This window comes from Rathayibacter sp. SD072 (assembly GCF_017355185.1).
Lineage (GTDB): Bacteria > Actinomycetota > Actinomycetes > Actinomycetales > Microbacteriaceae > Rathayibacter.
In genome coordinates this window covers 1-26656 of the sequence record NZ_JADILJ010000024.1, presented here as the reverse complement: position 1 = coordinate 26656, position 26656 = coordinate 1, and the positions used below count along the sequence as shown (strand labels likewise).

Below are 26656 nucleotides of genomic sequence, written 5' to 3'. Positions count from 1 at the left end.
CAGAACCGCGGCGGCGACGGCGCCGCCGCGGAGAACGGAGAACACCCGCAATGAACACCCGATCGCTCCTGATCCGCACCACCGCCGGCCTCGCCGGTGGCCTGCTCCTGCTCGGCACCGCCGGGACCGCGATGGCGGCCGAACTCGAGTACGGCAACGACGACGTCGACGTCAACGTCGACATCGCCCCTCTGCCCGGAGGAGGCGCGCTCTCGATGACCGTCGCCGGCACCTCCGCAGAACTGGTCGAGAGCGGCTCCACCGCCGTGATCCGCCAGTTCACCGGCACCCTCCCCACCGTCACGGTGACCGACACCCGCGATCCCGCCGACATCCCCGCCACCCCCGGCTGGTACGTCGTCGGAACCGCGTCCGACTTCACCAACGCCGAGGGCGACGTCATCGGCGCCGAGAACCTCGGCTGGCAGCCGAACGTCATCGACGGAGGCGACACCGGACTCGTCGCCGAGGGCGACCGCGTCGACACCGCGATCGACGAGGGCCCGAACAACGTCGGCCTCGTCGACAAGGAGCTCCTGTTCCTCACGAACGAGTCCGCGGAGGTGGCTCCCACCGGGCCTTTCACCGCGAACGCCGACCTGTTCCTCCGCACCGAGCCCACCGTCGAAGCCGGCGAGTACTCCTCCACCCTCACCCTGTCGCTCTTCGAGTGACCCGTGGGAGGCGCGGCCGGGCATCCGCTCGGCCGCGCCTCCTGTTCTGCACGTGACATCCTGGGATTCTCATGACCGATCAGCGACGATCCTCCCTCCGCCCGCGCGCCGCGCTCCTGGCCCTCCTCGCTCTGGCCGTCGCCGCACCCGCCCTGGCCGCGGCCCCGCCCGCCTCGGCCGAGACCGCCGGTGACGTCTCCTGGGCCATGCGCCCCGCCTCCGACGGCGCACCGGACAAGCGCTCGTGGATCGAGCTCGAGCTCGATCCGGGCGCCGAGGTGCAGGAGGAGGCCGCGGTCAGCAACCTCAGCACCCAGACGGTGACCTTCCGCATCACCGCGGCCGACGGCTACTTCACCGACACCGGCCGCTTCAGCATGCTGCCGTCGTCCGAGCCCTCCGTCGAGGCGGGCACCTGGATCGACGCCCCCGAGTCCGTCACGGTGGACCCGGGCGCGACGGCCGTCGTGCCCTTCACGGTCACTGTTCCCGAGGACGCCGAGCCGGGCGATCACGCCGCCGGCATCGCCGCCTCGATCACCTCCGTCGGCACCGAGGAGGGCGGCGCCTCCGTGGGCGTCGAGAGCCGGGTCGGCTTCCGCGTGATGACCCGCGTGAGCGGAGAGGTCTCCCCCGGCCTCACCGTCGAGAACGTGCGGAGCGACTACCGCCTCGACTGGAACCCGCTGCACCCCGGATCCGTGGCCGTCGATGCCGAGATCGTCAACACCGGCAACGTCCGGCTGCTGCTCGACGGCACGGTCAGCGCCGGCGGTGCCTCCGCCCCGCTCGTGCCCGAGGAGGCGACGCAGCAGGAGCTGCTCCCGGGCGACCGCCGCACCGTCTCGGTCGTGCTCGACGGCGTCTGGCCCCTCTTCGCGGTCGGAGTCGACTTCACCGTCGCCCCGACGGTCGTCACCCCGTCGGAGGAGCTCGTGGAGATCGCCCCGGTCTCGCAGTCGGCGACCGTGACGGCGATCCCCGTGCCGCAGCTCCTCTCGCTGCTCGGCGTGCTGCTGATCCTCGGCGCCCTGTTCGCCGGCCGCCTCCGCTCGCGCCGCCGCGTCGAGGAGCTCGTCCGCGAGGCCAAGGAGGAGGGCCTGCGCGAGGGCGCGCTGGGCACGAAGGCGTGAGCGCCGAGACATGAGCACCGAAGACGATGCCCGGCGGATCGCGCTCGCGCTGCCCGGCGTCCAGGAGCGCACCTCCTACGGCACGCCCGCCTGGTACGCCGGTCGCTCGATCTTCGCGCGACTGCTCGAGACGCCCGGCGACCTGCTCTGCTGGTGCGCCGATCTCGCCGAGCGCGAGGCGCTGCTGCACCGCGACCCGGAGACGTTCACGACGACTCCGCACTACGACGGGCACGCGAGCGTGATCGTACGCCTGGAGAGCATCCCGGTCGGGGACCTCGAGCAGGTGCTGCACGAGGCGTTCCGCGCCCGCCCCCCGAAGAGGCTGCTCGGCGACCTGTGAGGGCGGCGTCCTCGCACGAGAGGTCGCCGGCCGCTAAGCGGGGTCAGGGGGTGGCGCGTGCCTCCATCACGGCGTGCGCGAGATCGATCGGGACGCCCAGCGGATGCGTCGTGAGCGGCACCACCAGCCGCTGCCGCTGCGGCCCGACCGCGACGGAGACCGTGGCCTCCTCACCGTCCCGGACCACCGATGCGTAGTGCAGACCGGGCACCTCCTCCGCCATGTTGCTCTCGAGGAGGGCGAGGTCGTAGAGCAGGATCCGCCAGTGCCCGTGCACGGAGGCGTCCGGGTAGCTCGACCAGCTCCTCTCGCTGACGGGCCGGAGATCCAGGTGCGGACGGAGCGCCCTGTAGAGCCCGTCGGCGCTGATGAAGGCCGGAACATCGACGGATCGTCGCGAGGCGAGGGCGAGCCCGGTCGAGTCGTCGGTGAAGGTGATGCCCTCGACGAGGATGCAGCCCTCGACCTGGGAGTCCTCCAGCCGCGTCAGCTCGGCGAGGAGGTCGCCGCGGAACGTCGCACCGCGGGGAAGAGAGGGAACAGCTGACACCTGTGGTGCTCCGATCATCGGTGACCGCCGCCTGCACCGGACGAGGGACGATCCGCCCCACGGTACGGGGTGGCCGCGCCCGGCCGCCTGCGCCGCGGGCCGGTCGGCGCGAGACGACGCGGGCTGTCCGCCACCTGTCGGCGGGCTGTTGACCCCTGCGAAAGGGGTCGCCTAGGCTGGCCGGACCGCCAGGGAAAACGCATTCCAGCACCCTGGTCCATCGATGCCGAGGGATTCAATGCCGAATTCGTTCCTACGTCCGCGCGCGACCTCGTCCGGTCACGCTCCTTCCCGGCGGGCGGTGCGCTCCGGCGTCTGCCTCGCCCTCGTCGCCGGCGTCTCGCTCGCCGCGGCGATCCCCGCCTCGGCCGCGCCGCTCAACGCCGCGTCCGGCAACCCCGTCCTCACCGCGCAGCTCGAGGACCTCGACCGCGGCGTCGTGGCGCTCGCCTCGCCCGACGGAGGGGTCTTCGTCAGCTGGCGCCTGCTGGCGACCGAGGTCACCGGCTCCTCCGACAGCGGCATGATCGGCGCCGATTTCGCCGTCTTCCGCGGAGCGGAGAAGGTCGGAGTCGTCACCGACAGCACCAACCTGCACGATGCCGACGGTGCTCCAGGCGACGAGTACCGCGTCGTGCCGATCGTCGACGGCGAGCCGGGCGAGCCCAGCGCGCCCGCCACCGCGTCGGCCGACGCCTTCGAGACCCTGCCGCTGCAGAAGCCCGCCGACGGAGTCACTCCGGCCGGCGAGGCGTACACCTACAGCGCCAACGACATGAGCGTCGGCGACATGGACGGCGACGGCGACTACGAGTACGTCGTGAAGTGGTACCCCTCGAACGCGAAGGACGTCTCGCAGAAGGGCTACACCGGCAGCACCTACCTCGACACCTACGAGGCCGACGGCACGCTGCTGCACCGCATCGACCTGGGCGTCAACATCCGCTCGGGTGCGCACTACACGCAGTTCACGGTCTCGGACTTCGACGGCGACGGCCGCTCCGAGATCATGACCAAGACCGCGCCCGGCACCCGGGTGCTGCCCGGCGGCGACGCCTCCGAGGCGGAGTCGATCACTCTGCTGCCCGAGGACGTCGCGGCCGGCGTCACCGCCGACGACGACTACCGGATGTCCGCCGCCGACTACCGCGAGCACCTCGTCGGGGTCTTCCAGGGCTGGGGCGAGCGCGAGGAGGTGACGAGCGGGCAGTGGCCCGCGACCCTCGAGGAGGCGTTCGGCACCGCTCCGACGCACGAGTACCCGCTCGACCGCGCCGGCGCCGAGGAGCTCGTCGACTACTTCATCGACGTCTACGCGCCCAGCCGCAGCGACCGCAACGACCTCACCACCTTCGAGGGCTTCGTGCTCACCGGGCCCGAGTACCTCACCGTGTTCGACGGCGAGACCGGAGCCGAGCTCGAGACCGCGGCCTACGAGCCTGGTCGCGGGGACGACGGCCTGCTCTGGGGCGACTACGCCATGTCGCGCATCGAGCCGGGCAACCGCGTCGACCGCTTCCTCGCCGGAGTCGCGTCGTTCGACGGAGAGACCCACTCGGCCGTCTTCGCCCGCGGCTACTACACGCGCGCCGTCGTCGTGGCCTACGACTGGGACGGCCGCGAGCTGACCCAGCGCTGGAAGGCCGACAGCGGTCACGTGCCGATGACGAACCCGTTCAACGACGGCCCGCACGGCCGCGAGGGCACGAGCGAGGAGTGGGGCCGCCTGACCACGCAGGGCTTCCACTCGCTCAGCGCGGCCGATGTCGACGGCGACGGGCGCCAGGAGATCGTCTACGGCTCCGCCACCCTCGACGACGACGGCAGCCTCCTCTACAGCTCTTACGACACCCTGCCCGAGGGCAGCGCGGACCCGGGCGTCGAGGCCAAGCTCGGCCACGGCGACGCGATGCACGTCACGGACATCGATCCCGCGAACCCCGGTCTCGAGATCTTCACGGTGCACGAGGGCGGCGCCTACGCCCCCTACGGCTACGCGATGCGCGACGCCGCCACCGGCGAGCTGCTCTTCGGCGGCTACACCGGCAAGGACACCGGTCGCGGCATGATCGGCGACATCGACCCGGCCGTGCCGGGCCAGGAGGTCTGGGCGGTCGGCGAGTTCTCGAGCAGCGGCGAGCCGCTCTCGGACACGCAGCCGGGCACCAACCAGAGCATCCGCTGGGCGGCCGACATGACCACGCAGATCGTCGCGAGCACGACGATGCAGGACGCCACTCCGGTCACCCCGACGATCGTCACGGGCGACGGAGAAGTGCTGCTCTCGGCCGACGGCACGGTCACGAACAACGGCACCAAGGGCAACCCGTCGCTGGTCGCGGATGTGCTGGGCGACTGGCGCGAGGAGCTCCTGCTGCCGACCGCCGACTCGAGCGCGATCCGCGTCTACTCGAGCACCGAGGTCACCGACCGCAAGCTGACGACGCTCATGCACGACCCGCAGTACCGGGTCGAGGTCGCGCGCCAGAACACGGCGTACAACCAGCCGTCGTACACCTCGTACGGGCTGGCGAGCGACATCGACTGGTCGACCGTGCCGGTGCTCGCGCAGCCGGGGACCCCGGGGCCGAGTCCGGAGCCGACGACCGCGCCGACCACGGAGCCCACCACCCAGCCCACTCCCGGACCGACCGCGGAGCCGACTCCCGAGCCGACTGCGACCGCGCCGTCCCCGCAGCCGACGCACACGGCGCCCGGCGGCCCGCACAGCGGGTCGGGCTCCGGCTCGAACACGGGCTCCGGCACCGGCCTGGCCTCGACGGGCGTCGATCTGTCGCTCCTCCCGGCCGGGGTGCTCGCGCTCCTGCTCGGCGGTGCGGCCCTGCTGGTGCACTCCCGCCGCCGCTCCTCGAGCACGGACTGACACCGTGCCCCAGATCGGCATCCGCGACGTCGCCGCCCGCGCCGGCGTCTCGGTGACCACCGCCTCGTACGCGCTGAACCGCCCCGAGCGGGTCTCCAGCGCGGCGATGGCGGCGGTCGCCGACGCGGTCGCCGAGCTGGGGTACATCCCGAACGTGGCGGCGCGGCAGCTGCGGGCGGGCAAGAGCATGGCGGTCGGAATGGCCGTCGTGAACCTGGGCAACCCGTTCTACGCCGAGCTCGCGCTCGGGGCGGAGCACGGCGCCGAGGAGGCGGGCTACTCCCTCGTCCTCGGCGCCACCCAGGACTCGGCCGCGCGCGAGCTGCGCTACCTCGACCTCTTCGCCCGCCAGCGGGTCGACGGGGTGCTGCTCGCTCCGATCGCCTCCTCGCTCGACCACCTCGACGCGTTCGCGCAGCGGGGCGTGCCGGTCGTGCTGGTCGACCAGGTCGACCCGCGGGGCAGGCTGCTGTCGGTCGCGCTCGACGATGTCCTGGGCGGCCGGACGGCGGCCGAGCACCTGCTCGCGAGCGGGTGCCGACGCCTGCTGTTCCTCGGCGGGACCTTCCGGATCCCCCAGGTACGCGACCGCTTCGAGGGGTTCGTCGAGGCGGTCCGGCCCTCCAGTGCCGCGTTCTCCTCGATCGAGACGGTGTCGATGGGCCCCGGGCTGGGGCGCGAGCTGGGCGAGCGGATCCTGGCCATGCCCGCCGACGAGCGGCCCGACGGGATCTTCGCCGCCAACGACGAGCTCGCGCTGGGCGTCATGCAGAGCCTGGTCCGCGGCGGAGTCTCGATCCCGGGCGAGATCGCGATCGTCGGCTACGACGACATCCCGTTCGCCGACGCGGCCGTCGTGCCGCTGACCTCGGTGCGCCAGCCCACCCACCGCATGGGCGAGTGCGCGGCCCAGCTGCTGATCGCGGCGATCCGCGGCGACGCGGACGTGCGGTCGGCGGGCTTCGAGCCCGAGCTGATCGTGCGGGCGTCGACGCGCGCGGTGCGCTGACGCGCACCTCCGCCGCCACCACCCCTCCGAGCGGGCTCGCCGACCTGCCAGGATCGCCGGGCGACCTCTCCCACCGCGACCACCGCGGATCCGCCTCCCCGCACCCTCGAGGAGCTCGGCGCGGGCGTCTGCACCGGTGGCGTGGTCGCACGCCGATGAGCGGCCCCGCGTCCTCCTCGCGACGCGAGCGGATCGAGCGCCGAGCGACGCTCGCGATCTGCCTGCCGGTGGTCGCGGGTGCTCTGGCACTGCTCGCCGTCGGCCGCGCCCGCTGGGCGGCCGCGCTCTGCGGGCTGATCCTGGGCGGGGTGCTCTGGTACCTCCTCCGACGCGCGTCCCGACTGACGGAGCGTCGGCTCAGCGCGCTCCTGCCCGCAGCGGTGCTGTTCTCGGCCCGAGATCACGAGTCGACGAGCGACACGGGGGCGAAGGACCTCACCGACCGTCTCGAGACGCAGGCTCCGCGCTCTGCGTCCTCGATGTACTACGTGCTCTCCGTGAACGACGAGCGGATCGCGGTGTGGACCGACGAGAACCCGCCGCGGCCGCTGGACTTCCTGCTCGTCTCCCCCACGCTCCTGTTCTGGCCCACGCTCCTGTTCTGGCGCGGGCCGCGTACGAGCGCGCGGTCGTGGCCGCCGCCGAGATCACGGCGCGGCTGCCCGGCTGACCCCCGCCGCACGACGTGGCAGGATGCGACGGTGCGCATCCTCGTCCCCGTCGACCGTCCCTGGGAGATCGTGGGCGGCAGTGAGGACGACGGACGGCTGACGGACGTGTCGGTCGCGTTCGACGGCGTCGTGCTGCGGACCATGGAGCGCACCGGGACGCGGTGGGTGCGCGGCGTCGTCCTGGGGACCCGCACGGATCGCGTGAGCACCGCGACGCTGGCCGTCGAGGGCCTGCTGTTCGAGACGACGGTGTTCGCCGGGTCCCGGGCCGAGAACCGCGCGACGATGGAGGCGGTCTCGACGCGGTCGACGACGCTCGCCGCGACCGGAGGCGACTGGGAGCCGCTCGACGTCGACGGCACGACGTTCGCGCTGTCGGCGATCCGCTTCGACGCGGGCTTCGCGGCGAGCGCCGACCTCGGGCCGCGCGTCCTCGCCGCGTGGAGCGCCGATGCCTCCGTGCAGCTGCCCGCGCTGACGCTGGTCGACGCGCCGGTCTGAGCGCGAGCGCTCGGGACGGGCAAGTGACCCAGCGGCGGGGACACGCGGTCACGACGACGAGGACTAACGTCGGGCTCGCCGGCTCCCCGACGTCGCGCGATCACCTGGGATCGCCGCGGACGCACCGTCGGCACCCGAGCGGATCAGGGCCGATCCGCCCGATCGAGCTCGACGTCTGGACCGACCGTGACAGCTGCGCGCACCGCCCTCGCCATCCTCCTCGCGCCCGTGCTGCTGGCGGGAGTCCTCTCGGCCGCCGCGCCCGCTGCCGCGGCGGCACCGCTGCCCGCCTCCTCGACGATCCTGTCGTCGACGGCCCTGGCGGCCGACTACTACCGCCCGATGATCACTCTCGCGCCTCCGCTGAGCCTCCCCGGCTGGTCGTGGGCGACCTTCGCGCAGGGCGAGAACGCGCTCTACGCCCAGACCCGCGAGCCGGCCTACCTCGCGGACGGCATGACCTGGGGAGGCCTCACCTCGTGGAAGATCTCGACCTCCGGACTGGATCCCGACGACCTCAAGGCCGGCCAGGTCCACCACTCCCTCAACGCCTCCGATCCGCGCGCCTCGCTGACCTCGATGGACGCCCGGATGGCGCAGGGCCTGGCGACCCTCCCGATCGACCAGTACGACTGGTCGGACGCGCACTTCATGGGCCTCGCCAACTGGGCCTACTGGTCGGAGCGCACGGGCGACCCGGCCTACCTCGACAAGATGGACGCCCTCTACCGGTGGTCGCGCGACGAAGGCGGTCTCAGCGACCGCTGCGCGGGTGCAGCGGTCCCGCAGCCCGGGCTCTTCGACGCCGCGGAGGGACTCTGGTACCGGGACTGCCGGTACGTCGGCGCCACCGACTCCAGCGGCGGCAAGGTCTTCTGGGGACGCGGCAACGCCTGGGTGATGGCCGGCATGGCCGACGTGATCGCAGCGCTGCCCGCCGGAGACTCCCGCGCCGATCCCTACGAGGACATGCTTCGGACGATGGCCGCCCGCATGATCGGGCTGCAGGGCTCGGACGGACTCTGGCGATCGAGCCTGCTGAACACCGCCCTCTTCCCTGCTCCCGAGACCAGCGTCACCGCGCTCACCGCCTACGCCCTCGCCGCCGGGATCTCGTCCGGAACCCTCGACCGGGCGACGTACCTGCCGTCCGTCACCCGGGCGTGGGAGGGACTGACCACCGTCTCGCTGCAGCCGAGCGGTTTCGTGAGCGGCTGCCAGGCCGTCGGGTTCCAGCCCGCGCGGAACTACACGGCCGCCGCTCCCCGGACCGCGCCGACAGCCGCCTCGACCGGCACTCTGCTCACCGACTCTCCCCCCTTCTGCGTGGGAGCGTTCCTGCTCGCCGGGAGCGCGATCGCGGCGCTGAACCCGGGAACGACGCCGACGCCGACACCGACGCCCACTGCGACCGCGACGGCGACGGCCGCACCCAGCACCACGCCCTCGGCGACCCCGACGTCGACCGCGCCCGCAGCGCCGGACACCGTCAAGCCGAAGGTCGTCCTGCTCGCTCCGCAGGCGAACGCGACGGTGTCGGGCACGGTCGCACTCACCGCGACGGCGACCGATGCCTCCGGTATCCACAGCATGAGCTTCTACCTCGGCTCGACGGCGATCGGGCGAGGCGTCCCTGGCGCGAACGGCAGCTACACCTACTCGTTCGACTCGAGGGCGTACGCCGACGGCTCGTACCAGATGACCGCCAAGGCGAAGGATCCCGCCCGCAACACGGGTGTCAGCCCGACCGTCCGCTTCACCATCGCCAACGCGGCTCCCACCGCCACGCCGACGCCGACCCGCACGCCGACCGCCACGGCGACGCCCACCCGCACGCCGACCGCCACGCCGACGCCGACGCCGACGCCGACTCTCACGCCCCGGCCGACCGCCACGCCGGCTCCCGGCACCAACGGACCCGGGCGGTACCAGAACACGTCCTCCGCCGTCGCGTACTCGGGCACGTGGACGGCTCTGAGCGCCGCCGCCGACGACGGAGGCGGCTCCGCCTACAGCTCCGAGTCCACCGCATCGGCGACGCTGACGTTCACCGGGACCGGAGTGCAGTGGATCAGCCGGCTCTCGCCGTCCGGGGGGATCAACGAGGTCTTCGTCGACGGCGTGAAGGTCGCCCGGATCGACCGGTACAGCAGCACGACGAAGTACCGGCAGACGGTGTGGACCAGTGCCGCACTGCCCGCCGGAGTGCACACCGTCTCGATCCGGAGCACCGCCGACCGCAATCCCGCGGCCCGGGGACGGACCCTGCTCCTGGACGCGTTCCTGGTCACCGGCTGAGCGCCGGAGCGCACTACTGGTACGTGACCAGGTCCGGCAGCGGCGACACGTCCGCCATGGTCTGGGCGGGGGTGAGCATCGGCAGGTCCTCGTCGTAGAAGTTCTTCCAGCCCCAGGCGAAGTCCTCCGGAGCGTCGCGGTGCAGCGCGTTCCAGGTGGCCTGCTTGTCCGGCTGCGCCCCCTGGCCGTCGACGTGCACGAGGAACTCGAGCTCGGGGCGGTCGCGGCGGATGCTCGAGCGGTCCTGCAGCATCGACGAGCGGAACTGGTGCAGCACGAGCATCTTCGGCGGGAGCCCGGCGTCGCGCACGAGGTCGGCGAGCCACGTCGTGACGCTGTCGACCTCGGCGGCCGAGACGCGGCCGATCTGCACGAGCGGCACCTCGTCGGGGGCGAGCCGCCACTCCGGATCCAGGGCGAGGCCCACGTTCGGCAGCCGCAGGAGCTCCTCGTAAGCGCGGGCCTGCGTCAGGAAGTCGGAGCGGCCCGGCTGCAGGTCGAGCACGACGTACATGCCGGCCGCCGCCGCCGCGTCGATGTAGGGGCGGATGCCGTCGGCCGGCAGCTCGTTGGAGTAGTCGCCGTCGCCGCCCGCACTGCCCGCCGCGACCGTCGTGATGATCTCGAGGCTCGGCACGACCTGCAGCGGAGTGAGCGCGCGGTACGGCTCGGCGACGGTCGCGGCGCGCTCGATGGTCGCCTCCAGGCCCTGCTCGCCGAGGATCCCGAGCACCGGGGCGCCCGGAGTGCCGTAGATCGCCACGAACAGGTGCCCGCCGAACAGGCGCTGCCCGCCGCCCGGCAGCTGCCAGCCGGTCGCAGCGGCCCGGAGGGACCACTCCGGCGCGGTCTGCGCGGCGAGCCCGGCACCCAGCAGCAGGGTCGCCGTCGGGGCGGCCTCGGCCACGGCCGTGACCGCGGCTCCCGAGGCGAGGAGATCGGCGCCCTCGACGAGCGTCACCGGCACCCCGGCGGCGCGGGCCGTCGCGAGCGCGGGCACGTCGGCGTCGACCGGCTGCGCGAGCGCGAGGACGCCTGTGGGCGGCTCCGCTCGCTCGGGCACGGCGCCGAAGGGCGGCTCGGCCGACGGACCGGGGGCGAACCCGGCGAGGTCGGCGATCGCGAGAGCCGACACCTCGACTCCGGTGGCCTCGGCGACCGCCTCGGGCGTCGCCTCCGTCTGCACGGTCTCGATGTCCGCGGGTGCCGCGACCGAGCCGACGGCGATCACCCGCGAGGTGCCCAGGCGAGCGAGCTCGGCGTCGAGCGGCCCCGGCGCGGGGGAAGCGGAGGCGGACGCGGCGGCCGGCGCCACCAGCAGCGGCACGCCCCACGTGATCGCGAGCTGCGCGGCGAGGACCACCGACGCCGGCGCCTCCTCGACGACGACGACCAGCGGGGCGCTCGTGAACAATGCGGCGCTGGTCGCGGCGGCATCCGCGGCGAGCACGACGGGCCCGGCGGGCGCCGCGGTCGTGGTCCGAGGGCGCTGAGCGGTGTCGGACGGCTGCCGCTCACCGCCGTCGGCGCCGGGGGTGCAGGCGCTCAGCAGCGGCAGGACCGGCAGCGCGGTCAGACCGAGCACGATCCCGCGCCGCGACAGCGCGCCTCTCGTGCGGGTGCGACGGGCGTCGGATGACATGGCGGTTCCCTCCGGTCCGAGCCGGGCGGCTCGTCAGCGCTCCCCTCTACTCTCGCAGGAGGGTGCGGCAGAGCCGCGCAGGCTCGGACCGGACGGCGCCGGGTCGTGCCTAGACCGTGCGCGGCGCCTCGGCGAGGTTCGCCTCGAGCTCCGCGCTCGACTGGCGCACGCCGTACGCGGGGCGGTCGCGCTCGACGCGCCACGACTCCGACAGCGGAGTGACGGTCACGGTGTCGAAGCCGAGCCGGTCGTAGAGGTCGGTCACGAAGTGCAGCGCCTCGGGGTAGTCGCTCGACGCGACGAGCGCGCGACGCTGCGGGTCGCCCGCGGGGAAGCCGTCGGTCGTGATGTCGGCGGCCATGATGTGGTTGAACGCCTTCACGATCTTCGACTCCGGCAGGTGCGCCTGCGCCATCTCGGCCGTCGTGGTCTCGCCGCGGTCGAGCGCCTCGATGCGCCCGTCGCGCTCGAAGTAGTAGTTGTTCGTGTCGAGCACGATCTTGCCCGCGAGCGGCGCGACCGGCACCTGGTCGAGGTTCTTCAGCGGCACCGTCACGACGGCGACGTCCGCCGCCTCGGCGGCCTCCTGAGCGGTCGCGGCGCGCGCCTTCGGGCCGAGCTCCGCGATGATGTCCGCGAGGGTCTCGGGTCCGCGGGAGTTCGCGATCACCACGTCGTCGCCCTGGCCGATGACCGCGCGGGCGATCTGGCTGCCGATGTTGCCTGCTCCGATGATTCCGTAAGTCGTCATACGGGCTTCAACGCGCAGGGTCCGGAGGTGTTCCCGATCCCGGGGATCTTCCACCCGGCACCCAGGGTCAGCGCGAGTGGGCCTCCGCCGACAGCCGCACGGCCAGTGCCGCGAACACCAGGCAGCCCAGCGCCGGCACGACGAGCGGAGCGAGCTGCCACGCCGACACGACGGTCATCAGCAGCCCTCCGGCCAGCAGAGCGGAGCCGCGCACGTCGCGCACCGAGCGCCGCGCCGCCGCGCGGACGAGCGCCCCCCAGCGCGCCCCCGGCTCCCAGTCGGTGGCGGCGACGAGCACCACGACCGCGATCGCGGCGAGCAGCAGGGTGCAGACGACCGCGACCGCGACTCCGCCGGGCAGCACGCCCGACGAGATCAGCACGAGGTCGGCTCCGAGCACCAGCGCGGCCAGCGCGACACCCGCGCCCACCGGCAGCACCCGGACGAATCCGGCACGCACGTCGGCCCACACCAGCGCGAGCCCGGTCGCCTCGGCCAGCACGAAGCGGCGGAGGTGGCGGATGCCCACGGCCAGCGCGAGCGGGATCGTGACGACCCCCAGGGAGACGACCGCGACGATCAGCCCCGTGAACAGGACCTCCGCGAGGAGGGCGAAGCGGTCGGCGGCGCCGGGCCAGCGCAGCCTGCTGCCGTCGGCCGCCGCGCGCCGGGCCGACGCCGTCGCGCGCGAGCGCCGCTTCGACTCCCCTCGCTGGAGCGTCATGTCAGCCCTTCAGACCCTGCGTCGCGACCCCGTCGACGAGGAAGCGCTGGAAGATGATGAAGAAGATCAGCACCGGGAGCAGCGCCAGCACCGAGACGGCGATCGTCGCTCCGTAGTCGGACGCCGAGGTCTGGTCGTTGTAGACGCGCAGCGCCAGCGGCAGCGGCTGCTTGTCGGGGGTGTTCAGGTAGAGCAGCGGGCCGAGGAAGTCGTTCCAGCTCCAGATGAACGCGAAGATCGACGACGTGATCAGCGCGGGGCGGATCAGCGGGATCGTGATCGAGCCGAAGATCCGGACGTGGCCGGCCCCGTCGATCCGCGCGGCCTCGTCGAGCTCGCGGGGCAGGTTGCGGATGAACTGCACCATCAGGAAGACGAAGAACGCCTCCGTCGCCAGGAACTTCCCGATCAGCAGCGGCCAGTAGGTGTCCATCATGCCGAGCGTGCGGAAGATCGTGTACTGCGGGATCAGCAGCACGTGCATCGGCAGCAGCAGCGTGCCGATCATCAGCGCGAAGTAGAGCGGACGGCCGCGGAAGTCGAGCCGCGCGAAGGCGTAGGCCGCCATCGACGACGAGATCACGACTCCGATGACCGACCCGACCGCGAGGATCGTGGAGTTGAGGAAGAACTGCCAGAGCGGCACTCCTCCCACCCCCGCGAAGACCTTCACGAAGTTGTCGATCGTGGGGTTCTGCGGCAGGAGCGAGGTCTGACCGCCGAACTCGCTGTTCGGCTTGAACGCCGCGGCGCCCATCCAGACCAGCGGGTAGAGGACGATCGCCGTCAGGGCGATCATCGCGACGATCCAGACGATCGTCGCCGGCTTCGGGCGCTTGCGGGCGGGACGCCTGCGCGGCGCCGGCTCGGTCAGCACCTGGGTGTCGGCCGAGGGCAGGGTGGTGTCGAACGTGGTCATCGCGTGTCTCCCGAGTAGTGCACCCAGCTCTTCTGAGTCTTGAAGAGGACGAAGGCGAGGATCCCGACGAACAGCAGGAGGACCCAGGCCATCGCGGACGCGTAGCCCATCTGGTTGTTCGTGAACGCACGGGTGTAGAGGTACACCGTGTAGAAGTTGGTCGCTCCGGCGGGGCCGCCGGTGCCGTTGCCGATGATGTACGCCGAGGCGAAGACCTGGAACGCGTTGATCATCTCGAGCAGCAGGTTGAAGAAGATGACCGGCGAGAGCATCGGCAGGGTGACGCTCTTGAACTTGCGCCAGGGTCCCGCGCCGTCCATCATCGCGGCCTCGTAGAGCTCGGCCGGGACCTGCTTGAGACCGGCCAGGAAGATGACCATCGGGGCGCCGAACTGCCACACCGCGAGGATGATCATCATCGGCAGGATGAGGGCCGGCACGCCGACCCAGCCGCCGAAGTCCATGCCGAAGACCTGCAGACCGGAGTCGACGGGGCCGTCGGTCGAGAACATCGCGCGCCAGACGATCGCGATGCTGACGCTCGCGCCGATCAGCGACGGAGCGTAGAAGGCCGAGCGGAAGAACCCGGTGCCCTTGGCGGAGTAGTTGAGCAGCATCGCGACGAGCAGCGCCGCGGCGAGCTTGATCGGCGTCCCGACGAACACGTAGGCGAGGGTCAGCTGCACCGACTGGAGGAACTTCGGATCGCCGATCAGGCGCTCGAAGTTGGCCAGGCCGACCCACTCCGGCGCCGTGAAGAGGTTGTAGTCGGTGAACGCGAAGTAGAGGGACATCAGCATCGGGCCGAGCGTGAGCCCGACGAAGCCGATGAGCCAGGGGGACAGGAAGGCGTATCCGGCCAGGGTGTCCCGCTTCGGGCGGCGCCGCGGCCCGTCACCGGCCGGACGAGGAGTGCTCGTCCGGCCGGCGGTGGGCGCGACGCGACCGGCTGCGGCGGTGCCGCTCGGGGTCGACGTCGTCGTCATGAGAGATGCCTTTCCTGGCCGTCTAGGGGATCAGTTGTCGAGCGTGACGGCGGTCTCGTCGAAGAACTGCTGGACCGCCTCGTCGACGCTCACGGCGCCGAGGCCGAGGCTGGTGCCCAGGTCGAGGAAGTTCGCCTCGATGGCGCCGTAGCCGGCGACCGGAGCGGCCGGGGCCTCTCCGATGCGGTCCGAGACCGACTCGAGGTAGTCCGCGACCTGCTTGTCGGGGCCCTCGAGGTTCGCGCCCTCGAGCTGCGCCGACGAGGCCGGGATGCCGAGCGTGGCGCCGAAGATCTCGCCGACCTCGGGGCTGTTGATGAGGAAGTCGAGGAACGTCGCCGCGGCCTCGGGGTGCTCGGTGGCCGAGGAGATCGCCTGCATCAGGCCGACCTTCTGGTAGAGGTCCTTCGACCCCTCGTCGGCGGTGGGCGGAGCGGTCATGACGATCTCGGAGGCTCCCGAGTCGCCGATGTAGCCGCCGAGGAAGTTGCTCCAGCTCATCTCGCTGGAGGCGATGCCGGCGCCGAAGCCGGACTTGGGCAGCAGCTCCTGGAGGCGCGCGGCCGGCACGCCGGTCGTGGTGCGCATCTCGTCGCCCTGCTCCCAGAACGCCGCGAGGTCGTCCTCGGAGAAGCCGAGCTCGCCGTCCTCGGTGAACAGCTCCTTGCCCTCGGCGCGCAGCTGCAGCTCGAAGTTCTGGATGCGGCCGGTGTAGTCGGTGCCGCCGTAGACGGCGCCGCCGGTCTTCTCGGTGACGTCCGCGACGTAGGCCGCGTAGTCCTCCCAGCTCCCGCCGCCCGCGTAGGGCTCGAGGCCGTTCGCGGTGAGGAGGTCCTGGTTCTGGAAGACCGCCCAGGCGCTGTAGCCGGTCGGGATCGCGTAGGTCGCGCCGTCGAGCTCGCCGGTGGCGAGGAGGTCGTCCGAGATGGTGGTCTCGTCGACGACGCCGCCGAAGTACTCGCTGAGGTCGCCCAGCAGGCCGTTGTCGCCGTACTGGCGGAGGTAGGTGTAGTCGAACTGCATCACGTCGGGGAGTCCGCCGCCGGCGGCCTCGGTCTGGCGCTTCTCCCAGTAGCCGGGGTAGTCCGTGAAGGTGGAGTTGATCGTGATGTTCGGGTACTCCTCCTCGAACAGCGCGATGGCCTGGTCGTAGCGGGCGGCCCGGTCGTCGTTGCCCCAGAAGGTGTAGTCGAGCGTGATCTCCTCGTCGGGGTCGACGGTGGAGGAGCCGGAGGCACCCCCTCCGGAGCATGCCGTCAGGCTGATCGCGGCGGCGGCGGCGATCGCCGCGGCGGCGAGTCGTGTGCGCTTGGTGCTGAACATCATCGTCCTCTCGTGAACTTCCTCGTTCCAGTCCCGGAGCATTCGAGGAGAACCTACCCGACATCTGTCGGGGGTTCGCATCGGCATGTGAAACGTTCCGGGAAAGCGTTTGCCCTACGATAGGTTCGATATCGGATGGACGTCAAGTAGCGGATCCGCGGCACCGTCGCCGCACCGCGGAAGGAGACCCCGATGCCCCAGTTCGACCTGCCCCTCGAGCTCCTCGAGGAGTACGCGCCCGAACTCGCAGAGCCCGAGGGCTTCGCGGAGTTCTGGCGCAGCACCGTGGCCGAGGCCCGCGCCCTCGCGACCGAGCCCGTCCTCGAGCAGGTCGACGCCGGATTCCCGCTGCTGGACACCTTCGACGTCACGTTCTCGGGCTGGGGCGGCCACCCCATCCGCGCCTGGCTGATCCTCCCGCGCGGCATCGAGGGGCCCCTCCCCGCCCTCGTGAGCTACATCGGCTACGGCGGCGGGCGCGGGCACCTCACCGAGTGGACCACCATGAGCGCCGCCGGCTACGCGCACCTCGTGATGGACACCCGCGGTCAGGGCACCGGCCACCGCACCGGCGACACCCCCGACCCGGTCGGCAGCGGACCGCACGCCAACGGCTTCATGACCCAGGGCATCGCCTCGCCCGAGGAGTACTACTACCGCCGCGTCTTCACCGACGCGGTGCGCGCGCTCGACGTGCTGCGGGCGCACCCGGCCGTCGATCCGTCGCGCGTCGCGATCTCGGGCGGCAGCCAGGGCGGCGGCATCTGCCTCGCCGTCGCGGGCATCCTCGGGATGCTCGACGAGTCGGACTCCGCGCAGGCCGCGGTCATCGACGTGCCGTTCCTCAGCCACATGCGCCACGCCACGCGGATCATCGACACGATGCCCTACGGCGAGATCGTGAAGTACCTGCGGATCCACCGCGGCTCCGAGGAGCGCGTCTTCGCCACGCTCGCCTACTTCGACGGCACGTCCTTCGCTCCGCACGCGCGGATCCCCGCGATGTTCTCGGTGGGCCTGCTCGACGACATCTGCCCGCCCTCGACGGTGTACGCCTCCTACAACCGCTACACCGGCCCGCGCGAGATGCGGATCTACCCGTACAACGGGCACGAGCAGGGCGAGGCGTTCCAGATCGCGGAGCACATCGCGTTCCTGGGGCGTCAGCTGGGCTGAGGGGTCAGGGGGACGCCCTCCGCAACCCGAGCAACCGCAGGAGATGATTCGCGTTACCGCCACAACCCGAATTACCGCCCGAGATGATTCGGGTTACGGCCACAACCCGAATCACCGCCCGAGATGATTCGGGTCAGGGCCGCACCCCGAGACATCACGCGTGATGATCCTGGTCACGGCTCGATGGGCGACACCTCGAGCCCGGCGCACTCCCGCACACCCGTTGGTTTGTGACGTCGCGCGTCGGCAGCCCGGACGCTCTCCGGGGAGCGTCGGGCACTATCGTGCCCATGACCCGCCAGATCCGCTTCAACGCCTTCGACATGAACTGCGTCGCCCACCAGTCCTCCGGCATGTGGCGCCACCCCCAGGACCAGTCCTGGCGCTACAAGGACCTCTCGTACTGGACCGAGCTCGCGAAGCTCCTCGAGCGCGGCACCTTCGACGGCATCTTCATCGCCGACGTCCTCGGCACCTACGACGTGTACGGAGGCTCCAACGAGGCCGCCATCCGCCACGGCGCGCAGGTCCCCGTCAACGACCCGATCCTGCTCGTGTCGGCGATGGCCGCCGCGACCGAGCACCTCGGCTTCGGCATCACCGCCGGCACCGCCTACGAGCACCCGTACCCGTTCGCGCGCCGCATGTCGACGCTCGACCACCTGACCAAGGGCCGCGTCGGCTGGAACGTCGTCACCGGCTACCTGCCCAGCGCCGCGCGCAACATGGGCCACGAGGACCAGCTGGAGCACGACGACCGCTACGACGTGGCCGACGAGTACCTCGAGGTGCTCTACAAGCTGTGGGAGGGCTCGTGGGAGGACGACGCGGTCATCCGCGACCGCGACTCCGGAGTCTTCACCGACCCGTCGAAGGTGCACGAGATCGGGCACCGCGGCAAGAACTTCACCGTGCCCGGCATCCACCTCTCGGAGCCGTCGCTGCAGCGCACCCCGGTGATCTACCAGGCCGGGGCGTCGCCGCGCGGCATCCGCTTCGCGGCGGGCAACGCGGAGGCGATCTTCGTCGCGTCCTCGACGAAGGCCGGCCTGAAGGCCACGGTCTCGAGGATCCGCGACGCGCTCGAAGCCGCGGGCCGCGACCGCTACTCCGCCAAGATCTACACGCTGCTGACGATCATCACCGCCGAGACGAGCGAGGCCGCGCACGAGAAGCACCGCGACTTCCTCTCGTACACGAGCGAGGAGGGCGCGCTGGTCTTCATGTCGGGCTGGATGGGCATCGACCTCTCGCAGTACGACCTCGACGAGCCGATCGGCAACGTGAAGAGCAACGCGATCCAGTCGGCCGTCGCCAACTTCCAGGAGGCGAACGAGGACGGCAGCGAGTGGAAGGTCCGCGACATCGCGAAGCTCAGCGTGATCGGCGGACTCGGCCCGTTCGTCGTCGGCTCGCCGACGGAGGTGGCGGACCACCTGCAGGAGTGGGTCGAGGACACCGACGTCGACGGCTTCAACCTCGCCTACGCGATCACGCCGGGCACCTTCGAGGACGTCGTGGAGTTCATCGTGCCGGAGCTGCGCCGCCGCGGCGCGTACCCCGACGAGTACGTCGAGGGGAGCCTCCGCAACAAGCTGCACGGGCGCGGCGACCGCCTGCCGTCCGAGCACCTGGGCGCGGGCTTCCGGTACCAGGCGACGCCGGCCTGACCCGCGGATCGCCTCCGGCTGGCGCGTCCTGGCGAGCCGGAGGCGGTCCTCAGTCGGCGTCGCAGCCCAGCACTCCCCCGTCGACCCTGAGCACCGCCGCGCGCACGTGGCTCCGGCGCCGCGAGCGGTCGGCCGGGGCGTCCGCCAGCTCGGCCCCGTCCCACCCCGGATGGGTGAAGTACACGATCAGCGCCGACTCCTCGTCGAGCGGCACGACATCCGCATGGCGCCCCACGACCGGCCGATCCCCGAGCCGCTCCGGCGCCGTCAGGATCAGCCCCTGCCGCTCCCAGCCGCCGACTCCGTCGGGCGAGGAGTGCACGGCCAGCCCGCGCCACTCGTCGGTGATCATCCAGTACCGCCCGCCGAGCACGAACACCTTGGGCCCCTCGTGCGGCCGGCCGCCGATCGCGAGCCCCTCGACGCGCCACGACTCCGGATCGAACGGGTCGTCCGACACCGCCGCCCACGTCGTCGAGTGCTGCTCCTCGTCCTTGTACCAGAGCCGCCAGCGGCCGTCTCCGCACCGGGCGATCGCCGCGTCGATGACCCGGTCCGAGCCGACGTCGATCGTGCCCAGGCGCCGCCACGAGACCAGGTCGTCGCTCGCGAACTGCACGAGCGAGGCGCGGCCGGTCCAGTCCGGGCGCACGCCCTCGATCCAGCTCAGCGTCATCAGGTAGCGGCCGTCGATCCGCACGATGTCGGGCGCCCACTGCGTCGACGGGTCCGGAGCGCCGGCGGGATCGAGGCCGTCGACCGTGCCCGCGTACCGCCACGACGCGCCGTCCGCCGACTCCGCGACGCCGATCCGCGTGCCGTGCACCCACTCGACGCCCGGCAGATCGAGGGCGGCCCGGCGCTGCGTGTAGAACAGGCGCCACGAGCCGTCGGGCGCCGGCACGACGACGGGGTCGGTCGGGCCGTCGAGCAGCGGATCCTCGTAGGGGGTGCTGAAGGCGTCGGGGCGCAGCGCCGTCACCAGGCGGACCCGATCGCGGTGGCGTCGAGCTCGCCGTCGGCGACGAGCACCTGCCAGCGCCAGCGCGCCGACTCGGCGGGCGGCAGTGTCCAGACCTCGTGGAAGAAAGGCGCCGCGCACAGCATCGGGGTGCCCTCGCTGCGCACGAACCACGGAGTCGGCGCCACCGGGTTCCCGGGATCGGCGCGCATCGCGACGGTGACGCCCGCGCCGACCAGCGCGAGCCACTCCTCCGATCGGCCCATCGCCTCGCCGCTCTCGCCGTGCGGAGCGAGCACGCGGGCGCCCTCGAGGCGCGGTGCGGCACGGAGGAACAGCCCGCCGTAGCCCGCGCCCGGCCGCCCGGCCGTGGTCGGCGAGCCGAATCCGAGCGGACGGTCGGTCAGCGACGTCCACTCGCTGACGACCTCGAGCACCGTCGCGGTCGCCCCCTCGTGCACACTCAAGCGTCGCTCCTCCTCGAGGAACCGCCGGCCGTGCGCGTCGTACCAGCCCAGGCGCAGGCGCACCGAGTCGTGCTCGCGGGTCACCGACTCGACGAGCTGCGAGCCGTTGTTGTCGAGCTGCCGGTAGCCGTCGCCGGTGACCCAGGTGACGCCGCCCCAGAGGTTGATCTCGTCGGGGTCGTCGCCGACGCGGATGTTCGACACCGCGAGCGAGAGGCCGTGGTGCCAGTCGTGATCCGGCGGGCGCAGGTCGGAGACGACGACACCGGAGGGGGTGCGCAGCGGATGCACGAAGGGCCGCGGCGACTCGACGTGGCGCGGTGCGTCCTCCGCGAGCACGAGCGTCCCGAGGCCGGCGGCGAGCTCGACGGCGCTCACGGGCGTTGGTCCTGCACGGCGGCGCGCATCGGGCCCCGGAGCGCGGGATCGGCCAGCTCGTCGATCCGCACCGGTCGGCCGCGGCTGCTCGAGAGGTACAGCGCCGCGACGATCTCGAGCGAGCGGGCCGGTCCGGAGGCGACGTCGGGCAGCGGGCCGCCTGTCGCGATCGCGTCGTACACGGCGTCGAGGTACGGCGCATGGCCGCTCGGCACGTCCTCGCCGTCGGGGAACGCCCAGGCCTCCGCCTCCTCGGGCGCGACCTCGCGCGACGGGGTGATGCGCCAGTGGGTGCGGCCGTGGCCGTAGAGGTGCTCGACCTCGATCGTGGCGCGCTCGGTGTCGAGGCGGATCGCGCTGACCTCGCGCGGCGAGACCGCCGACGTGAGCACCGAGGCGACGGCTCCCGAGGCGAACCGCAGCACTGCGGTCGAGACGTCCTCGGTCTCGATGTCGCGCGCCTCGCGCCAGGCCTGGCCGGTCACCTCGACCACGTCGCCGACGAGGTGCGCGAGCAGGTCGATCTGGTGGATGCCGTGGCCGAGCGTGGTGCCGCCGCCCTCGGATTCCCAGGTGCCGCGCCAGGGCACGGCGAAGTAGGCGGGGTCGCGGTACCAGAGGGTGTCGCAGCGGGCGACGAGCACCCGGCCGAGCGCTCCGGAGTCGAGCAGCCGCTTCACGTGCGCGGCGGCGGTGCCGGTGCGCTGCTGGAAGACCACGGCGAGGAGGCGACCGGCGGCGTCGGCCGCGGCGGTCATCCGATCGACCTCGGCGAGCGAGAGCGCCGGCGGCTTCTCGACGACGACGTGCGCGTCCCGCGCGAAGGCCGCCTCGGCCTGGGCCGCGTGGACCGCGGGCGGGGTGCAGAGGTGCACGACGTCGACCTCGGGCAGGTCGTCGATGCTCGTGCCGTGCGCGGCGATGCCGTAGCGCTCGGCGAACTCGGCGGCGCGGGCCGGATCGGTGTCGACGGCCGCGACGATCCGCACGTCGGCGCGGGTGGCGAGGGCCTGCGCGTGGAGGTGGGCGACCGCGCCCGTCCCGACGAGGGCGGCGCGGAGGAGGGGTGCGGCGGTCATGGCGTCCTAGCGGCGATCGACGGTGATGCGGAGTCCCGATGCTACCCGGGATCATCGGCCGGTGGAAAGCGCATTCCCACCGCGCCCGGACAGCTGAGGGCCGGGGCGGCGTTCACAACGAAGGAAGGATTCACGTCCGCCGCTCGGATCACGCGGATAGCGGGGGGCTCTCCCGCATCCTTCCTTCGTTGTGAACGCGTCGAGCGGTCAGCCCGGGAACGCCTCCGTGTACAGCGCCGCGAGCTCGGGCGAGTCCTCGCCGCTCAGCCCGCACGTCGAGATCACGCCGTCGCGGGTCGCGAGCAGGTAGGTCGACCCCTCGTCGAACCGCAGCGGCTCGCCGTCGATCGCCGTGCCGCCGCCCTGCGTGGCGGTGACCGTGTCGCCGACGTCGCCGTGCAGCACGTCGAGGACCGACAGGGTGACGACGTCGCCGTCGATCCCGGTCGCCTCGGCGCGGAAGGCGGTGTCGGAGTCGGCGATCGCCTCGGCGGTGACCACGGCGCACATCGCGCTGAGGCCGCTGCCGGCCGGCGGCTGGTCGAGGCGGGTCGGCGCGGAACCGGGGCCGAGCGCGAGGGTCAGCGCGACGGCGGCGGCCGCGAGCCCTCCGGCGAGCGCGCCTAGTCCGGCGAAGAGGGGCGCCCGGCGACGGGCGGCCGGGCGGGCGGGAGTGATGGCGGGCTTCTGGGTCATGGCGTCCTCCGCGATGGCGTGCTGGGCGAGTCGGGCGAGCTGGTCGTCGCGCAGGGGCGCGAGCGACGAGGCGGGGTCGGCGGCGCGGATCAGCCGGCGCAGCTCCTGCGCGTCAGGATCGGTCATCGTCCGCTCCCCTCCTCTTCCCCTGCATGTCCGGCGGCGCCGCCGGTCTTACTCCAGAGAGCCGCGAATCTGGCGCGGGCCCGGTGCAGCCGCACCGAGACGGCGCCCGGAGTCGCTCCGAGGACCTGCGCGATCTCGCGGGGCGCGAGCTCCTCCCACACCGAGAGCCGGAGCAGCTCGGCGTCGGCGGGCGTCAGCTGCGCGAGCACGCGCGAGACGGCGTCGGCGGTGCCGTCGTCGACCTCCGGCCCGGTCTCGCGGGGCGGATCGACGACCAGGATGCGGTGCGCCAGCCTGTCCTGCCGGCGGCGGCCTCGCTCGGCGTTGGCGAGCTGCAGGCGCGCGACCCCGATCGCCCAGGCGATCTCCTCCTCGGGCACGGCGTCGATCCGCCGCCAGAGCACGATCATCGTCTCGGACAGGACATCGTCGGCCGTCGCCTCGTCGGTCCGGCGGCGGAGGTAGCGGCGCACCGGATCCGCGGTCCGGGCCACGAGCGCCTCGAACCGCTCTCGTCGCTCGTCATCGGGAGGCATCTGCACAGTCTTCCCTGTCCGGCGCGGGCGGGATCCTTACCGGAGTCGAGGACGCCCCGCTCCGCTGGTCGAGTAGCCCCGCAGGGGCGTACTGAGACCCGCGCTGCCCGGGAGAACGGCACACTGCCGCATCCTCAGCGCACGGGAATCTCGAGACGCCCGCAGGGCGGGCTGCTCGATCAGCACGCGGGCCCGGACGCACGAGCACCCCGCCGCAGTGCGCGACGGGGTGCTCGGAGTGCGTGGAGCCGGGGCTCAGCTCTCGAATGTGGCGTCGAGGGTGATCTCGACTCCGGTCAGCGCCTTCGAGACCGGGCACGTGGCCTTGGCCTCGTCGGCCGCCTTGAGGAACGCGGCCTCGTCGATGCCGGAGACCTCTCCGCTGACGACGAGGTGGATCCCGGTCAGCTTGAAGCCGCCCGCGGAGTCCGGGCCGAGCGAGACGTCGGCGCGGACGTCGAGGGCCTCGACGGTGCCGCCGGCCTGCCCGAGCACGGCCGAGAACTGCATGGCGTAGCAGGCGGAGTGCGCGGCGCCGAGGAGCTCCTCGGGACTGGTGGCGCCGTTGGCGTCGTCAGCGGCGCGCTTGGGGAACGAGACGTCGTAGGTGCCGAGCTTCGAGCTCGAGAGCTCGACCTGGCCCTCGCCGGTCTCGAGCGAGCCGTTCCAGGCGGTGCGTGCAGAACGAGTGGGCATGGTTCCTCCTCAAGAAGACGGGGAGAGCAGTAGAACGACCGTTCTCCCCTGATGACACGAGCCTACGAGCACCGCGCACCCCGCTGCAACCACCCTGTGGAATGCACAGCGAGATGCCGGTTCGGTGCGCGGGGCGCCGTGCACCGGAGGGGCATCTCGCGGATCAGTGCAGGACCTTCAGCCCGATCACGCAGGCCACGATGCCGACCACCAGCAGGGTGCGCACGAGCGAGAAGCCCTCGCCGCCGAAGAACATGCCGTACAGCACGGTCAGCGAGGCCCCGATCCCGACCCACACCGCGTAGGCGGTGCCGGTGGGCAGCTCGCGCATCGCGTAGGCGAGCCCGGCCATGCTGGCCACCACCGCGACACCGAAGACGGCGGTCGGACCCACACGGGTGAAACCCTCCGACCTGCCGAGGGCGGTGGCCCACACGGCTTCGAGGACTCCCGAGACGACGAGGACGATCCAGGACATGACGACTCCTACCGAGTCAGTCCTGTCGCTGTCCGGGTACTGCTCCCTCGTCCGGTCGCCGTCATCGGCTGTCCCCCATTCTGCCGAACGAGGCTGGGCGGACCGTGTGCAGGGAGCTCAGCGCGGCTGCGCCGGGTTCGTCGGATCGCCGTGCGACGGCGGGTTGATCGGCGGACCGGAAGTGGCGGGCGAGACCTTCGAGCCCGTCGACCCCTGCGAGACCTCGGGCAGCACCTCCGGAACACGGCCGGCGGGTTCGGCGCCCTCTCGGAGCTGCGCGAGTCGCGAGCGGAGGATCGTGGTGATCGGCGCGCGGTCCCCGTGCGCCTCCTCGTAGCTCAGCAGGGCGACGACGCCCTCCTCGTCCAGGGGGCGGATGCGCTCGGCGATCGTGCCGAGCGGGATGTCGTTCCAGTCGGGCAGCGGCAGCTCCTCGCGGGAGGGTTCGGTCGACATGGTGCTCCTTCCGTTCCCGACCATCCCAGCAACTCCGCGCGACGGACTGTAGGGGCTTGACCCCTGCTCAGGACCCCAGGCGCCCCGTGAGTCGACGGTGGAAGCCCGTGCTGCGCTCGTCCAGCCCCTCGATCGACACGGTCGCCCCGTGGTCGCGGTACTTCGTCTCGATCGAGTCGAGCGCGGCGACCGTCGAGGCGTCCCAGATCTGCGCGTGCCGGAGGTCGACCACCACGTGCGCGGGGTCGTCGGCGTAGGCGAAGCGGTCGACCAGGTCGTTGCTGCTGCCGAAGAAGAGCGGACCGGTGACGTCGTAGCGCACCGACCCGCCGTCCTCCGCGACGACGCGCTCGACCGCGATCACGTGGGCGACCCGGCGGGCGAACAGGATCATGGCCAGCACCACTCCCACCAGCACGCCGAGCGCGAGGTTGTCGGTCGCCACCACGACGACCACCGTGACCACCATCACGAGCGTCTCCGGGAGCGGCATCCTCCGCAGCGTCGACGGACGGAGGCTGTGCCAGTCGACCGTCGTGATCGCCACGATCATCATCACCGCGGCGAGCGCCACCATCGGGATCCGGCCCATCAGCGAGCTCAGACCAGTGACGAGCGCCAGGAGGAACACGCCGGCGACGACGGTCGAGATACGGGTCCGCGCGCGGCCGGTCTTCACGTTCAGCACGGTCTGCCCGATCATCGCGCAGCCCGCGATGCCGCCGTAGAAGCCCGCGAGGATGTTCGAGACGCCCAGCGCCCACGACTCGCGGCCCTTGTGCGACGGGGTGTCCGTCATCTCGTCGACGAGCTTCGCCGTCAGCAGGGTCTCCATGAGCCCCACGAACGCCACGCTCAGCGCGGTCGGCAGGATCAGCTGCAGCGTCTCGAGCGTGAGCGGCACCAGGAACGGGGTGATGCCGGGCAGCTGGCCGGTGAGCGGCCCCTCGTCGGCGACGTCGGGAACGACGAGCCCCGCGACGATCACCGCGGTGGTCACCACGACGATCGCGACGAGCGGAGCCGGCACCGCCCGCGTGAAGCGCGGCAGCACCAGGATGATCGCGATCGTCACCGCGAAGAGCACGTACGCGACCCACGGCACCCCGATCACGTGCGGCACCTGCGCGAGGAAGATCAGGATCCCCAGCGCGTTGACGAAGCCGATCATCACCGAGCGCGGGATGAACCGCATCAGCCGCGCGAGGCCCGCGAGGCCGAACACGATCTGGATCACTCCCGCCAGGATCACGGTCGGGAGCACGTACTGCACTCCGTTCTCGCTCACGAGCGGGGCGATGACGAGCGCGACGGATCCGGCGGCCGCCGTTATCACTCCGGGCCGCCCGCCCAGGATCGACATGGTGAGCGCGAGCACGATCGACGAGACCAGGCTGACCATCGGATCCACGCCCGCGACGACCGAGAACGAGATCACCTCGGGCACGAGGGCGAGTGTCGTCACCATGCCGGCGAGGACCTCGCGCGAGAGCTGCCGCGGCGAGCGCAGGGCATCGAGCACGGTGACG

Annotated in this window: 25 protein-coding genes and 1 riboswitch; of the genes, 9 read left to right on the top strand and 16 right to left on the bottom strand. The window is 72.1% G+C overall.

The window, feature by feature from the left end; genetic code table 11:
* Nucleotides 1–50 precede the first annotated feature (50 nt).
* The 3 genes from IOC53_RS10990 (at nt 51) to IOC53_RS10980 (ending at nt 2150) form a co-directional block, all read left to right on the top strand.
* Nucleotides 51–674 carry a hypothetical protein gene (locus IOC53_RS10990; protein WP_207405656.1) on the top strand — a complete coding sequence of 208 codons (624 nt, stop codon included), beginning with the start codon at nt 51–53 and terminating at the stop codon, nt 672–674.
* Between the two features lie 71 nt (nt 675–745).
* The gene (locus tag IOC53_RS10985) at nt 746–1807 is read left to right on the top strand and encodes a WxL protein peptidoglycan domain-containing protein (protein ID WP_207405654.1); all 1062 of its coding nucleotides are present in this window, start codon (nt 746–748) and stop codon (nt 1805–1807) included.
* Between the two features lie 10 nt (nt 1808–1817).
* Nucleotides 1818–2150 (top strand): MmcQ/YjbR family DNA-binding protein, encoded by a 333-nt coding sequence (locus tag IOC53_RS10980; RefSeq protein ID WP_207405652.1) that lies wholly within the window; start codon nt 1818–1820, stop codon nt 2148–2150.
* 43 nt (nt 2151–2193) lie between these two features.
* Here the strand turns inward: IOC53_RS10980 and IOC53_RS10975 are convergent, their stop codons facing one another.
* A complete protein-coding gene (locus tag IOC53_RS10975; protein ID WP_207405650.1) occupies nt 2194–2700 on the bottom strand; it encodes a hypothetical protein in 507 nt (168 codons plus the stop codon).
* Nucleotides 2701–2938: 238 nt separating this feature from the next.
* Here IOC53_RS10975 and IOC53_RS10970 point away from each other — a divergent pair, with 238 nt between their 5' ends.
* From IOC53_RS10970 to IOC53_RS10955, 4 genes are all read left to right on the top strand, one after another.
* Nucleotides 2939–5584 (top strand): rhamnogalacturonan lyase, encoded by a 2646-nt coding sequence (locus IOC53_RS10970; RefSeq protein WP_207405648.1) that lies wholly within the window; start codon nt 2939–2941, stop codon nt 5582–5584.
* Nucleotides 5585–5588: 4 nt separating this feature from the next.
* Nucleotides 5589–6593: a LacI family DNA-binding transcriptional regulator gene (locus IOC53_RS10965; protein WP_307786161.1), complete on the top strand. Its 1005-nt coding sequence runs from the start codon at nt 5589–5591 to the stop codon at nt 6591–6593.
* Nucleotides 6594–6748: 155 nt separating this feature from the next.
* Nucleotides 6749–7765, top strand: a complete 1017-nt coding sequence (locus tag IOC53_RS10960; RefSeq protein WP_207405646.1) for a hypothetical protein — start codon at nt 6749–6751, stop codon at nt 7763–7765.
* Nucleotides 7766–7951: 186 nt separating this feature from the next.
* Entirely contained in the window at nt 7952–10063 is a 2112-nt protein-coding gene (locus IOC53_RS10955; RefSeq protein WP_207405644.1) for a glycoside hydrolase family 88 protein, read from the top strand.
* A 13-nt stretch (nt 10064–10076) separates the two neighbouring features.
* Here the strand turns inward: IOC53_RS10955 and IOC53_RS10950 are convergent, their stop codons facing one another.
* From IOC53_RS10950 to IOC53_RS10925, 6 genes are all read right to left on the bottom strand, one after another.
* Nucleotides 10077–11705: a hypothetical protein gene (locus tag IOC53_RS10950; RefSeq protein WP_207405642.1), complete on the bottom strand. Its 1629-nt coding sequence runs from the start codon at nt 11703–11705 to the stop codon at nt 10077–10079.
* A gap of 109 nt (nt 11706–11814) precedes the next feature.
* Complete coding sequence (locus tag IOC53_RS10945; protein WP_278250058.1) at nt 11815–12474, bottom strand: NADPH-dependent F420 reductase; 660 nt, start codon at nt 12472–12474, stop codon at nt 11815–11817.
* A gap of 49 nt (nt 12475–12523) precedes the next feature.
* On the bottom strand, nt 12524–13180 hold the full coding sequence (locus tag IOC53_RS10940; RefSeq protein ID WP_207405638.1) for a hypothetical protein: 657 nt from the start codon (nt 13178–13180) through the stop codon (nt 12524–12526).
* A 1-nt stretch (nt 13181) separates the two neighbouring features.
* Nucleotides 13182–14099, bottom strand: coding sequence for a carbohydrate ABC transporter permease (locus tag IOC53_RS10935; protein WP_207405637.1), 918 nt, complete (start codon nt 14097–14099; stop codon nt 13182–13184).
* Nucleotides 14096–15085 carry a carbohydrate ABC transporter permease gene (locus tag IOC53_RS10930; RefSeq protein ID WP_207405636.1) on the bottom strand — a complete coding sequence of 330 codons (990 nt, stop codon included), beginning with the start codon at nt 15083–15085 and terminating at the stop codon, nt 14096–14098. Before IOC53_RS10930 ends, IOC53_RS10935 begins: the two co-directional genes overlap by 4 nt.
* A gap of 30 nt (nt 15086–15115) precedes the next feature.
* A complete protein-coding gene (locus IOC53_RS10925; RefSeq protein WP_242683212.1) occupies nt 15116–16411 on the bottom strand; it encodes an ABC transporter substrate-binding protein in 1296 nt (431 codons plus the stop codon).
* A gap of 189 nt (nt 16412–16600) precedes the next feature.
* On the opposite strand from IOC53_RS10925, the gene IOC53_RS10920 reads away from it, so the two are divergent.
* Nucleotides 16601–17584, top strand: a complete 984-nt coding sequence (locus IOC53_RS10920) for an acetylxylan esterase (RefSeq protein ID WP_207405635.1) — start codon at nt 16601–16603, stop codon at nt 17582–17584.
* Between the two features lie 290 nt (nt 17585–17874).
* Complete coding sequence (locus IOC53_RS10915; RefSeq protein ID WP_207405634.1) at nt 17875–19254, top strand: LLM class flavin-dependent oxidoreductase; 1380 nt, start codon at nt 17875–17877, stop codon at nt 19252–19254.
* Between the two features lie 49 nt (nt 19255–19303).
* Here IOC53_RS10915 and IOC53_RS10910 read toward each other — a convergent pair whose 3' ends face one another.
* The 9 genes from IOC53_RS10910 to IOC53_RS10870 all read right to left on the bottom strand — a co-directional run bounded on the left by IOC53_RS10910 (nt 19304) and on the right by IOC53_RS10870 (nt 26649).
* Nucleotides 19304–20236, bottom strand: a complete 933-nt coding sequence (locus IOC53_RS10910; RefSeq protein WP_207405633.1) for a family 43 glycosylhydrolase — start codon at nt 20234–20236, stop codon at nt 19304–19306.
* Nucleotides 20233–21060, bottom strand: a complete 828-nt coding sequence (locus IOC53_RS10905) for a PmoA family protein (protein WP_207405632.1) — start codon at nt 21058–21060, stop codon at nt 20233–20235. The genes IOC53_RS10910 and IOC53_RS10905 overlap by 4 nt, the downstream gene beginning before the upstream one ends.
* On the bottom strand, nt 21057–22139 hold the full coding sequence (locus tag IOC53_RS10900) for a Gfo/Idh/MocA family protein (RefSeq protein WP_207405631.1): 1083 nt from the start codon (nt 22137–22139) through the stop codon (nt 21057–21059). The genes IOC53_RS10905 and IOC53_RS10900 overlap by 4 nt, the downstream gene beginning before the upstream one ends.
* Before the next feature lie 207 nt (nt 22140–22346).
* Entirely contained in the window at nt 22347–22961 is a 615-nt protein-coding gene (locus IOC53_RS10895; protein WP_207405630.1) for a hypothetical protein, read from the bottom strand.
* Nucleotides 22958–23497, bottom strand: coding sequence for an RNA polymerase sigma factor (locus IOC53_RS10890; protein ID WP_207405629.1), 540 nt, complete (start codon nt 23495–23497; stop codon nt 22958–22960). The genes IOC53_RS10895 and IOC53_RS10890 overlap by 4 nt, the downstream gene beginning before the upstream one ends.
* A gap of 255 nt (nt 23498–23752) precedes the next feature.
* Nucleotides 23753–24193 (bottom strand): OsmC family peroxiredoxin, encoded by a 441-nt coding sequence (locus IOC53_RS10885; protein ID WP_077222948.1) that lies wholly within the window; start codon nt 24191–24193, stop codon nt 23753–23755.
* Nucleotides 24194–24356: 163 nt separating this feature from the next.
* Nucleotides 24357–24671 carry a multidrug efflux SMR transporter gene (locus IOC53_RS10880; RefSeq protein ID WP_207405628.1) on the bottom strand — a complete coding sequence of 105 codons (315 nt, stop codon included), beginning with the start codon at nt 24669–24671 and terminating at the stop codon, nt 24357–24359.
* 10 nt (nt 24672–24681) lie between these two features.
* A riboswitch (guanidine-III (ykkC-III) riboswitch) is annotated at nt 24682–24745 on the bottom strand.
* Nucleotides 24746–24788: 43 nt separating this feature from the next.
* The gene (locus tag IOC53_RS10875) at nt 24789–25127 is read right to left on the bottom strand and encodes a hypothetical protein (RefSeq protein ID WP_207405627.1); all 339 of its coding nucleotides are present in this window, start codon (nt 25125–25127) and stop codon (nt 24789–24791) included.
* Between the two features lie 67 nt (nt 25128–25194).
* Nucleotides 25195–26649 carry a SulP family inorganic anion transporter gene (locus IOC53_RS10870; RefSeq protein ID WP_207405697.1) on the bottom strand — a complete coding sequence of 485 codons (1455 nt, stop codon included), beginning with the start codon at nt 26647–26649 and terminating at the stop codon, nt 25195–25197.
* Between the last annotated feature and the right edge of the window lie 7 nt (nt 26650–26656).